The sequence below is a fragment of the Micromonospora craterilacus genome, assembly GCF_003236315.1.
Classification (GTDB): Bacteria; Actinomycetota; Actinomycetes; order Mycobacteriales; family Micromonosporaceae; genus Micromonospora; species Micromonospora craterilacus.
This window is the reverse complement of the sequence record NZ_POTY01000014.1, coordinates 36,842-48,593: the sequence shown is the minus strand read 5'-3', so window position 1 is coordinate 48,593 and position 11,752 is coordinate 36,842. Positions and strand designations below refer to the sequence as shown.

The window sequence follows — 11,752 nt, the reverse complement described above, 5'->3', positions numbered from 1 at the left end:
GGGTTGATGGCGTCGTAACCCATGCTGGCCCGGCCACCGAAGTCCTGGTGGGCAGTGTTGATGCCGGTGTCCAGGATGTAAGCGGTGACCTTGCTGCCGGTGTTCGGGTACTTGTAGCTCCCGTTCAGCTTCGCCGAAGCCTGGTCCATCCGGTCGAGACCCCAGGACGGCGGGCTGCTCTGGGTGCCGCTGGCCGAAACGCGGCGGACCTGCTCGACGTAGGCCACGGCAGGGTTGGCCGCCAACTTCTCGGCCTGACGCTGGTTCATGGTGGCCGAGTAGCCGTTGAGCGCGTTGCCGTACACCTGCCGGACGGTGCCGCCGTTCGCTCTGGCGAGCGCCGCCGCGACGGTCCGGATCGCACTGGCACCGGCGCCCTGGTCCTTGAGGACGACGATGTAGCGGTCCGGCACGGCGCCGAGGTTGTCGGTGCTTTGCACCCTGGGCCGCGGCTCATCGGATGGGGCGGCCGTCACGGCACCACCGGAGGCGACGGTGAGGATGGACGAGGCGGTGGCGAGGGCGAGCCCCGCCGCCGCCGAACGGCGCAGTGCGCCTCGGCGTTTCACTAGGTGGTCTCCCCGTTGGTCGTCGACCGTGCCCTGTGGCCGGTCGGCACGAAGATGGGTCGTGCCGCTCCTCAAAAGGATGGTGAGGGAGCGGCCGTCTCAACATCATGAACGACGGGCGCAGCGACCCGCGTCAACCTTTCGGTCGAAACGCTGGCGTTTCGTCGTACTGTCAGTCGCGCAGGCCCTCGTCGCGGGCCCAGCGCAGCAGTTCGGCCTCGGCGGTGTCGCGGTCCAGCGGCCCGCGCTCCAGCCGCAGATCCTTCAGGTGCTTCCAGGCCCGCCCCACGATCGGTCCGGGCGGCACGCCGAGCAACTCCATGATCGCGTTTCCGTCGAGGTCGGGCCGGACCCGGGCCAGGTCCTCATCGGCGGCGATCCGGGCGATCCGCTCCTCCAGCGCGTCGTAGTCGGCCGCCAGCTGGGCCGCCTTGCGCCGGTTGCGGGTGGTGCAGTCCGACCGGGTCAGCTTGTGCAGCCGGGACAGTAGGTCACCGGCGTCGGTCACGTACCGGCGCACCGCCGAGTCGGTCCACTCGCCCCGGCCGTACCCGTAGAACCGCAGGTGCAGCGCGACCAGCGCGGTGACCTTGCCGGTCACGTCCTTCGGATAGCGCAGCGCCTTCATCCGCGTCTTGGTCAACCGGGCGCCGACCACCTCGTGGTGGTGGAAGCTGACCCGCCCGTCCGGGCCGACCGACTTGGTGGCCGGCTTACCGATGTCGTGCATCAGGGCGGCCATCCGCAGGATGAAGTCCGGCCCGTCCTGCTCGTACGACATCGCGTTGCGCACCACCGTGAGGGTGTGCTCGTAGACGTCCTTGTGCTGGGCGTGCTCGTCGATCTCGAGCTTCAGCCCGGTCAGCTCCGGCAGGAAGCGCTCGGCCAGACCGGTGTCGACCAGCAGCCGCAGCCCGGTGATCGGGTCGGCGCCGGTGAGCAGCTTGGTGAACTCGTCCCGGATCCGCTCGGCGGTGATCCGGTCCAGGTCGGCCGCCATCCGGTTCATCGCCGCGTGCGCGTCCGGGTGCACCGCGAAGCGCAACTGCGCGGCGAAGCGGGCGGCCCGCAGCATCCGCAGCGGGTCGTCACCGAACGACTCCGCCGGCGTGCCCGGGGTACGCACCACCTTCGCGGCCAGGTCGGCCAGGCCGCCGTACGGGTCGGTGAACCGGTGCTCGGGCAGGCTCACCGCCATCGCGTTGATGGTGAAGTCCCGCCGCCGCAGGTCCTCGGTCAGGCTGGTGCCGTACTCGACCACCGGGTTGCGGCTGACCTGGTCGTACGACTCCGCGCGGAAGGTGGTGATCTCCAGCCGCAGCCCGTCGCGCTGGCAGCCGATGGTGCCGAACTCGCGACCGGTCTCCCAGATCGCCTCGGCCCAGCCGCGCACGATGCCCAGCGTCTGGTCGGGGTGCGCGTCGGTGCAGAAGTCGAGGTCCTCGCCGAGCCGGCCGAGCAGGGCGTCGCGTACCGAACCGCCCACGAGGTGCAGTTCGTGACCGGCGGCGGCGAACCGGCGACCCAACTCGTCGGCGACCGGGGAGACCCGGAGCAGTTCGGCGACGGCGTTGCGTTGCGCGGCGGTGAGTTCGCGGCGGTCGGTCATGTGGGATGCGGCGGCTTCGGACATGGGATCAGCAGCCTATCGGTCCTGACCGGCATCTCCTCCGCCGGGCGCGGGTATCGGGCCGAGGTTGACTAAGGTCTGTGGCGTGCGGGCCGGTGCCGGCTCCGGCGTACCCCTTGGAGGCACAGATGAGCGGCGGGCTCTACCGCAGCGCGAACGCCGCGCAGGGTGGCGCGCCCGGCGGCCGGCCGGATGACGGCGCCACGTTCATCTCCGCCGAACCGCTGAACCAGCCGGCGGCCGAGGCGGTCGCGCCGCCCCAGGAACAGGTTGCCGAATCCAGCGCCGCGGCCAACAGCGCGGTGATGGCGGTCGGCAGTCTGATCAGCCGGGGAACCGGCTTCATCCGAAATCTCATGATCGGTGCGGCCCTCGGCAACCTGATCGGCAACGCGTTCACGACCGCCATGTTCCTGCCGCAGCAGGTGTACGAGTTCCTTCTCGGCGGCGTCCTGACGAGCGTGCTGATCCCGGTGCTGGTGCGACGACGCAAGCTCGACCAGGACCAGGGGCAGGCGTACGCGCAGCGGCTGTTGACCCTGGCGGTGGTCGCGCTCGCCGCCGCCGCGCTGATCGCGGTGATCTCGGCACCGGTGCTCACCAGCATCTACGCCAGCGGCAAGGATGTTCACTACACGGGGCTGGTCACCAAGCTCTCGTACCTGATGCTGCCGATGCTGTTCTTCACCGGCATCAGCGCGCTGATCGCGGCCGTACTGAATACACGGGGCCACTTCGCGGCGCCGATGTGGGCGCCGATCCTGAACAACCTGGTGGCCATCGCCACGTTCGGCCTCTACATCCTCTTCTACGGCGCCCAGGCCCGGCAGCCCGCCGACGTCGGGCTGGACCAGATTCTCCTGATCGGCGGGGGGACGCTGCTCGGCGTTGCGGTGCAGGCCGCCGGCCTGCTTCCGGCGCTACGCAAGGTCGGCTTCCGATGGAAGCTGCGGTTCGACTTCCGGGCACTGGGGCTGCGCGAGTTGGGCCAGCTCGGTGGCTGGATGTTCTGCTACGTGGCGGTCAACCAGCTCGGCCTCTTCGTGGTGGTCAACCTGCTCACCCGGGCGGCGGGCGAGGACAATGCCGGTCTGCTGATCTACAACAACGTGTTCCTGCTGCTGATGATGGCGCACGGCATCATCGCCGTCTCGATCATCACGGCGCTGATGCCGCGGATGAGCGCCGCCGCGGCCGACGGCCGATTCCACGACTTCACCGGCGACCTGAGCCGGGGTACCCGGACGGTCAGCGCAGTGCTCGCACCGATCGCGGTCTGCTACGCCGTGCTGGCCGCACCGATCTCGGTGGTGGTCTTCCGTTACGGAGCCTTCACCGCGGACAACGCGATAGCCACCTCGACCGTGCTGCTGGTCGCCGCGATCGGACTGGTCCCGTTCGCGATCAGCCAGCTGTTCACCTTCGCCTTCTACGCGCTGCCCGACACCCGCACCCCGGCACTGATCAACATCCCGGTGGTGGCGCTCCGCGTCGCCGTGCAGGTCGTCCTCTTCCTCGCCTTCTCGACGAGCTTCGCGGGTGCCGGAATGATGATCGGCAACACCGTCTCCTACCTGGCCGCCGCCATCGCCTCGGCCTGGCTGCTGCGCCCCCGGGTGGGTCGCATCGGGCTGGGCGCGATCATGCGTACGCTCGGCCGGGTGGTGCTCGCCGCGCTCGGTGCCGCCCTGGCCGGCCTGCTGGTGATCGCTCTGCTTCCCGGTGGTGACACGCCGACGTGGGCCGAGGCGATCGTGCAGCTGCTGGTGGGCGGCGCGGTGATCGGTGGCACGTACCTCGGCCTGGCCAACGTGCTGCGGATCGCCGAGATCACCGAGGTGGTCGGCATGGTTCGCCGCCGGCTCGGCCGCTGATCACCGATGACCGCAGCGGTACACCCAGAGTGACTGCGGATCACCAGTTGGGGATTCGCCTGTGGATAACTCCGCGCGTCGCCGCTCACCTGTCGGGTCAGCCTGTGGATAACCAACCGGAAAGCCGAGTATGGTCGCCCGATCGACGGGAACCCCGCAGTCGCCCGACCCGCCGTCACAGCCTGCTCCGCCCCGGCGGACGCCGGTTGTGGGCAGCCTCTAGATTGGCTAGTACATGTGCCAGCAACGTGGCCGACAACGGTCGTAACCGGACGAGTCCGCCCGACTGCGAACTCCTCGCCGGTCACGGCGGGAAGATGACATGTCGGGGAGACGGCCAACCCAGGTAAGGTCGCACTCGACGGGTACGGCAGGAACCGGCGCGCCACGTTGGGGGCCGGTTGGCCGGTGCCATACGAAGGCGGAGCGGGAAGTCACATGCCCAGCAGCGCGGGTCCATCGATCGACACGATCACCGAGGGAGGACGGGTGACCCAGGTCGGCGAGGGTCAGGACGCGGACGAGACCACTCCGCCGGTCATGACCTTCGGTGCTCCCACGGCCGGTGAGATCCTCGCCGAGCGTTACGAACTGGTCGAGCACATCAACAACGACAGCGCGGGCCGGCTGGTCTGGCGTGGGGTCGATGTCGTGCTGCGCCGGCCCGTCGCGGTCGTGCTGCGCTACCCGGGCGGCGAGTCCGCCACCGAGATGCTCCAGGCCGCCGTCGCGGCCAGCCGGGTCATCCACCCCAACCTGGTCGGCGTCTACGACGCGATCGACGAGGCCGACCGGGCCTACGTGGTACGGGAGTGGGTCGACGGGCGGTCGCTGCGGGAACTGGTCGCGGACGGGTCGATGGACGGTGGCCGGGCCACCGCCGTCGGCAACGCGGTCGCCAGCGCGCTGGCCGCCGTGCACGCCACCGGCATGGTGCACGGCAACGTGCACCCGGGCACCGTGATGATCAGTGACGACGGCCGGGTGGTGCTGGCGGACGCCCGCACCGACGGTGCCGACACCCGGGAAAGCGACGTCCGGGCGGTCGGCGGGATCCTCTACTTCGCCCTGACCGGCTACTGGCCGCACGCCGAGGCGCCACTTCGGGGTGCCACCGCCGGGCACGGTCGGGCGGCCATCCCCGACGCGGTGCGGGACGCCGGTGGCGCGGCGGCGGCTCCGCGTCAGGTCCGGGCCGGTGTGCCGGCCTATCTCGACGATCTCACGATGGACCTGCTCGACGCCGAGATCGCCCCACCCTCGTCGGACGTCCTGTCCGCGGAGCTGGCCCGGCTCGACGTGCCCGCCGACGACGACTACCTCGACAACAGCGGTCCGTTGCGTTTCGCCGCCGAGCCCGGCGACGAGCCGTCTCCGCTGGCCGCCGCGGGCGGGCGCAAGGTCGCCCTGGGCATCGCCGGCCTGCTGGCAGTGGCCCTGGTGGGCCTGCTCATCGGCATCAACACGCTGGGCGGGGACGACGAGGACCCACAGACCAGCCCGGTCGCCGCCCCCACTTCCAGCACGCCCGTTAGCGAGGAACCAGCGGCACCGGTCACCCGGAACCTGAAGATCAGCGCTGCCCGGATCATCGACCCCGACAGCCGCAACCGCAGCGAGGTCCGCGACGCCGAGAAGGTGTTCGACGGTGACCGGGACGAGGGCTGGTCGACGGAGACCTACCCGCGTAGCAACTTCGGCAACCTCAAGCGGGGCATGGGCGTCTGGATCGACCTCGGCGCCGAGCGCACCGTCAAGTCGGTGCAGGTCAACCTCTCCGTCCCCGGCGCCTCGGCGGAGCTGCTCACCGGCACCGTCAACGCACCCTCGACCAGCACCGGTGACGACCAGGTCCTCACCGCGTACCTGAAGAACCGGATCGGGCAGCCCTTCGAGGCGCACGACGGCACCACGATGGCCTTCAACGGCTTCGACGCCGACCAGAAGTACCGGTACCTGCTGTTCTGGATCACCGACCTGCCCCAGAGCGGGAACGGCTTCAAGCTCGGCGTTCAGGAGATCACGGTCCAGGGCTCATGAGGCACCTCCACCGGACCTGGTGATGGAAGTACGCGACGAACGCCCCGCCGGCCGAGATCGGAAGGCCGGAGCACCCGGTGACGACCCGGTCAGCGACCTCGACCTGCTGCGCGCGCATGTCGACGGCGACCGGGACGCGTTCGCCGAGCTGTTCCACCGGCACCGGGACCGGCTCTGGGCGGTGGCCCTGCGTACGCTCGGCGACCGTGAGGAGGCCGCCGACGCGCTTCAGGACGCACTGCTCTCCGCCCACCGTGCCGCGGGCCGGTTCCGGGGCGACTCGGCCGTCACCACCTGGCTGCACCGGATCGTGGTGAACGCCTGCCTCGACCGGATCCGCCGCCGGCAGGCCCACCCCACGGTGCCGCTGCCCGACGGGACCCACGACCCGGGCGACGGTTCCGGCACCGGCGGTGTCGAGCCGGCCGCACCGGTACGCGACCACGACACCGCGATGGTCGTTCGCGACGCCCTGGCCGCGCTCCCGGTCGAGCAGCGGGCCGCCCTCGTGCTGGTGGACGTGCAGGGCTACCCGGTCGCGGAGGTCGCCCGGATCCTCGGCGTGGCCGAGGGGACGGTCAAGAGCCGGTGCGCACGGGGCCGAGCCCGGCTGGCTGTCCTGCTCGGCCACCTGCGCTCCGGTGGTGAGCCGCCGCCCGCCGACGATCCGGACGTGCCGGGGGTCACCCGCGGGAACCCGAGAGCGCCGCAAAGCGTCCGATCGGGGTCGGGACGATCCCGACCGGGTGCCAACCAGGAGGAAGCGTGAGTGCCGGGGAGTTCAGCGGGGTCGACCACGACCTGCTCGCCGACTACCTCGGCGGCGCGCTGGACGGCACCCAGGAGGAGGCTGAGGTCGCTCGGCTCGTCGCGGAGGATCCGGCCTGGGCGCAGGCCCACGCTCTGCTGGCACCGGCCGTCGCCGGTGTCCGCGCCGAGCTGGCCGAATGGGGTGGGTCCGCGCCGGAGATGCCGTCGGCAGTCGCCGACCGGATCCTCGCCGCGTTGGACGCCGCCGATCCCGTGGTGACCGCGGGCGCCTCGTCCGCCGACGATCCCGAATCCGCCGACGATCCCGAAGCGGTTCCGATCGGCGCGAAGCCGGCCGCCGTGCCGGCGCAGCCGCTCGGTGGGCCCCGGCGGCCCAGCGGCACCATCCGACCGGGACATGAGCGGAGCGCCCCGACCCGCCCGGGACGACGCCGGCGCCGCTGGGCCCGGGTGGCCGGTCCGGTCGCGCTCGCCGCCGCGGCGGTCGTCGGGCTGGGCGCCCTCCAACTGGCCCGCCCCGACCAGGGTGCCGACTCGACGGCGGGCACCGCGCTGAGCGATCAGGGCGGGAGCCCGGTCGTACCCCACGCGTACGACTCCCGCGAGTCCGAAGAGCGGGCAACGGCCGCCGAGCCGGAACGGCCCTGGACGATGGCCAAGGGTCCCTTCGAGATCGTCAGCCCGCCGCAAAGCAGTGGCACGGACTACACCCCGCAGGCGTTGGCGAAGACCAGCCCCGCACCGACGATGCAGCAGTTCTCCAGTCCGTCCGGGCCCGGGGCCGCCATGGAGAACGGGGGCCGTCTCACCGGGCCAGGTGACCTGGCACGCCTCGGCGACCAGGCGGCGTTGAGCGCCTGCCTGGCCGAGATCAGCACCGAGCACGGCGAAGAGCCGCTGGTCTTCGACGTCGTCGACTACGCCCGCTTCCAGGGGTTCCCGGCACTGGTGGTGCGCTTCACGGACGTCGCCGGCGCGCACTGGGCGTGGGTCAGCGGGCCCGAGTGTGGTGTCCCGGGGTCCGGCTCGGACACCCGCTACCGGACGCGGGTAGGGTGAATCGGCAGTCACCGTACGTTTGACCGTCCACGTGACGTGACCCACCGGATGACCGGCTCGGGAATTCCCGGTTCGTACGATGACGTTCTGCACATCAGTTGCCGCCGCGTCGGCACTCGGATCGGTATCGGCGGGTACGCCGGTGGCGGCAGTCAAACGATTGGGAGACGGCAGTGGACGAGGTCCGCAACCTGGTCATCATCGGCTCCGGGCCGGCCGGTTACACCGCGGCGGTCTACGCGGCGCGTGCCAACCTCAAGCCCTTGATCATCGAAGGCGTGCAGTCCGGCGGCGCGCTGATGACCACCACCGAGGTGGAGAACTTCCCCGGTTTCGCGGACGGCATCCTCGGTCCCGAGCTCATGGACAACATGCGCAAGCAGGCCGAGCGGTTCGGTGCCGAGTTCCTGACCGACGACGTCACCCGGGTCGAGCTGGCCGACACCGGTCACCCGGGTGCGCTGAGCACCGTCTGGGTCGGCGAGACCGCCTACCAGGCCAGGGCCGTCATCCTCGCCACCGGTTCCGCCTGGCGCCCGCTCGGCGTACCGGGCGAGCAGGAGTACCTCGGTCACGGTGTCTCCTCCTGCGCCACCTGCGACGGCTTCTTCTTCCGCAACCAGCACATCGTGGTGGTCGGAGGTGGCGACTCGGCGATGGAGGAGGCCAGCTTCCTGACCCGTTTCGCCGAGTCGGTCACCATCATCCACCGCCGGGACTCGTTCCGGGCAAGCAAGATCATGGCTGAGCGGGCGCTGAACAACGACAAGATCAAGGTCGAGTGGAACACCGTGATCGAGGAGATCCTCGGCGCGGACGGCAAGGTCTCCGGGGTACGGGTGCGGAACGTACACACCGGCGAGGCCAAGGTGCTCGACGTCACCGGCGTGTTCGTGGCGATCGGCCACGACCCGCGCAGCGAGCTGTTCCGCGGGCAGGTGGAACTGGACGGCGAGGGGTACGTGAAGGTCGAGTCGCCGAGCACCCGGACCAGCATCCCCGGCGTCTTCGCCGCGGGCGACCTGGTCGACCACACGTACCGGCAGGCCATCACCGCGGCCGGCACCGGCTGCGCGGCCGCCCTGGACGCCGAACGCTTCATCGCCACGCTGCCCAAGGGCTGAACGAGAAACATCCCGGAGGAGGGGTCAACAGTGGGAGCAACCAAGTCGGTCACCGACGCGAGTTTCGCCGCCGACGTGCTCAAGTCCGACAAGCCGGTCCTGGTGGATTTCTGGGCCGAGTGGTGCGGGCCGTGCCGCAAGGTGTCGCCGTTGCTGGAGGAGATCGCCGGCGAGATGGGCGACCAGGTCAGCATCGTCAAGCTCAACATCGACGAGAACCCGGAAACCGCCCGCACCTACCGCGTGATGTCGGTGCCGACGCTCACCGTGTTCAAGAACGGCGAGCCGGTGCAGTCGATCGCGGGTGCCAAGCCCAAGGGTGAACTGGTGAAGTTGATCCAGTCGGCGCTCTGACCTCTCGGCGACGCAGCCAATTCGACCCCGTGCCGGGCTCACCGGTACGGGGTCGAGGCGTTTTTCCACCCCTGCGCATCGCCCAACGCATAACCTCGAACCCGGGGGCCGCCGGACGCCGGTGACCACCTGGTCCCCGTCGCGGTGCCGTCATGCCACCGACGGGCCCGGCCAGCCACCGACCGTGCAAAGGGGGTCGTGCGTGCGTCCGATCCGTCCCGGTGACCGGGGACCAGCAGTGACCGAGATCCGTACGGTGCTGACCGGTCTCGACCTCCTCTCCAAGGCGACCGGCCCGTACCACGACGAGTTCGACGCGGCCACGGAACAGGCCGTGCGGGCGTTCCAGCAGTCCCGCGGGCTCAGCGTCGACGGCCGGGTCGGTGCGGAGACCTGGCGCGCGCTCGACGCCGCCCGGTGGCGCCTTGGTGCCCGGACCCTGTACCACGCCGTGCCGGTGCCGCTCACCGGCGAGGACGTCCGGTCGTTGCAGGAACGGTTGCTGGAGATGGGGTACGACGTCGGCCGGGCCGACGCCATCTACGGCGTACGCACCTCCCGAGCAGTGGCCCAGTTCCAGCGTGAGGTCGGGCTGACCCCGGACGGCACCTGCGGCCCGCACACCATGAGCGCGCTGCGCCGGCTCGGACGCAAGGTGGTCGGCGGCCGGCCGCAGTGGCTGCGCGAGTCCGACGCCATCCGGCAGTCCGGGCCGACGCTGGTCGGCCGGACGGTGGTCATCGACCCCGGGCACGGTGGCACCGACCCGGGCGTGGTGGTGCCCGACGGCCCGCTGCGCTGGACCGAGGCGGACCTGGTGCACGATCTGGCCAGCCGGCTGGAGGGCCGGCTCGCCGCGTCGGGGGTACGGGTGCAGCTCACCCGTGGACCAGCGCCGGAGACCTGCCTGCCGGACATCGACCGGGCGCAGCTGGCCAACTCCCTCGGCGCGGACGTGTTCATCTCGCTGCACACCGACGGGCACGCCAACCCGGAGGCCGAGGGGGTGGCGACGTACCACTACGGCACCGACAACGGGGTGACCTCGGCGACCGGGGAGCGGCTCGCCGGGCTGGTCCAGCGGGAGATCGTGGCGCGTACCGGGCTGCGCGACTGCCGTACCCACGCCAAGGCGTGGGACCTGCTCCGGCTCACCCGGATGCCGGCGGTACGCATTGAGGTCGGTTACCTCACCTCGCCCGCCGACCGGAAGCGGCTGGTCGACCCCCGGTTCCGGGACAAACTGGTCGAGGCGATCGTGGCGGCGGTGCAGCGGATGTACCTGCCGATCGAGCGCGACGTGCCGACCGGCTCGATCGACGTGAGCGAGCTGCGCGCGGCGGTCGCCGCGGGCACCGTGGTCGACTGACCAGCGCCGGCGGGGCGTCGGGCGGGTCAGCCGGCGGAGGAACGAGTGGCCGGGGTGGGGCGGACCGGGCGCAGCAGCGACTCCGGGCTCATCGAGCCGAGCAGCTTCTCCAGCGCGTACTCGACGTCCGACTTCCAACTCAACGCCGTACGCAGCTCCAGCCGTAGCCGGGGGAAGCGGGGGTGCGGACGGACGGTCTTGAAGCCCACCGAGAGGAAGAAGTCGGCGGGCGCGACGCAGGCGCCGGCCGGATCGGCGGCGTCGCCGAACTTGGCGTCACCGAACGCCTCGATCGCCTTGATCCCACGCTTGGTCAGGTCGCGGGCGACCCCCTGCACCAGCATCCGGCCGAGGCCACCACCGGAGAAAGCGGGCACCACGTTCGCGGTCATCAGCAGCGCCGCGTCGGCGGAGACCGGGGAGGTGGGGAATGCCATCGAGCGGGGCACGTAGGCCGGCGGGGCGTACATGACAAAGCCGGCCGGCATCCCGTCGACGTAGACCAGCTTGCCGCAGGAACCCCACTCCAGCAGGGTCTGCGAGACCCACGCCTCCTTCTCCAGCCCCGGGTCCCCGGCGGCGCAGGCACGGTCGGCCGAAACCGGATCAAGCTCCCAGTAGACGCATTGCCGGCACGGACGGGGCAGGTCCTCCAGGGTGTCCAGGGTCAGGCTGACCAGACGTCGCGACATTGGCGCTTTCCCCACACTAGGCTCGGCAGTGGGACCGGCCCGGACGGCACCGCCGCATCCCTGCCCCCGCATTCCTGCCCCCGACGAGCGATCGTACGCCGTTGATCGGCGGCGCGGGAGAGGACGCGCGAATGCCCACCTCAGGTGCGCCCGCCACGGGTCCGGCATGTGGACCCGGGCGTATTCGAGGGCGCGCCGGGCGGTCTGCGGCGGCTACCATCGACACTCGGCGCGCCGTGCCGCCATGGTCGCCGGTGTCCCGGGTATCCG

General features: G+C 71.0%; 10 protein-coding genes. 7 read left to right on the top strand and 3 right to left on the bottom strand.

Features of this window, described 5'->3' with window-relative positions:
• Positions 1 to 569, bottom strand: a 569-nt coding sequence (locus C1I95_RS04410; RefSeq protein WP_199523602.1) for a S8 family serine peptidase, incomplete at its 3' end; no start/stop codon positions are given.
• A gap of 172 nt (positions 570 to 741) precedes the next feature.
• Positions 742 to 2,202 (bottom strand): CCA tRNA nucleotidyltransferase, encoded by a 1,461-nt coding sequence (locus tag C1I95_RS04405; protein WP_111212464.1) that lies wholly within the window; start codon positions 2,200 to 2,202, stop codon positions 742 to 744.
• Positions 2,203 to 2,327: 125 nt separating this feature from the next.
• Between C1I95_RS04405 and murJ the strand changes: the two genes are divergently transcribed.
• From murJ to C1I95_RS04370, 7 genes are all read left to right on the top strand, one after another.
• Positions 2,328 to 4,073, top strand: coding sequence for a murein biosynthesis integral membrane protein MurJ (gene murJ / locus C1I95_RS04400; RefSeq protein WP_111212463.1), 1,746 nt, complete (start codon positions 2,328 to 2,330; stop codon positions 4,071 to 4,073).
• Between the two features lie 438 nt (positions 4,074 to 4,511).
• Entirely contained in the window at positions 4,512 to 6,113 is a 1,602-nt protein-coding gene (locus C1I95_RS04395; protein WP_111212462.1) for a protein kinase family protein, read from the top strand.
• 22 nt (positions 6,114 to 6,135) lie between these two features.
• The gene (sigM, locus tag C1I95_RS04390; RefSeq protein ID WP_111212461.1) at positions 6,136 to 6,882 is read left to right on the top strand and encodes an RNA polymerase sigma factor SigM; all 747 of its coding nucleotides are present in this window, start codon (positions 6,136 to 6,138) and stop codon (positions 6,880 to 6,882) included.
• A complete protein-coding gene (locus tag C1I95_RS04385) occupies positions 6,879 to 7,943 on the top strand; it encodes an RsmA family anti-sigma factor (protein WP_111212460.1) in 1,065 nt (354 codons plus the stop codon). Before sigM ends, C1I95_RS04385 begins: the two co-directional genes overlap by 4 nt.
• 173 nt (positions 7,944 to 8,116) lie before the next feature.
• Complete coding sequence (gene trxB / locus C1I95_RS04380) at positions 8,117 to 9,067, top strand: thioredoxin-disulfide reductase (protein ID WP_111212459.1); 951 nt, start codon at positions 8,117 to 8,119, stop codon at positions 9,065 to 9,067.
• Between the two features lie 30 nt (positions 9,068 to 9,097).
• The gene (trxA, locus tag C1I95_RS04375; protein ID WP_111212458.1) at positions 9,098 to 9,421 is read left to right on the top strand and encodes a thioredoxin; all 324 of its coding nucleotides are present in this window, start codon (positions 9,098 to 9,100) and stop codon (positions 9,419 to 9,421) included.
• A 202-nt stretch (positions 9,422 to 9,623) separates the two neighbouring features.
• Complete coding sequence (locus tag C1I95_RS04370; RefSeq protein WP_111212457.1) at positions 9,624 to 10,790, top strand: N-acetylmuramoyl-L-alanine amidase; 1,167 nt, start codon at positions 9,624 to 9,626, stop codon at positions 10,788 to 10,790.
• 26 nt (positions 10,791 to 10,816) lie between these two features.
• On the opposite strand, the gene C1I95_RS04365 is transcribed toward C1I95_RS04370, so the two are convergent.
• Complete coding sequence (locus C1I95_RS04365; protein ID WP_111212456.1) at positions 10,817 to 11,482, bottom strand: GNAT family N-acetyltransferase; 666 nt, start codon at positions 11,480 to 11,482, stop codon at positions 10,817 to 10,819.
• Positions 11,483 to 11,752: the final 270 nt, after the last annotated feature.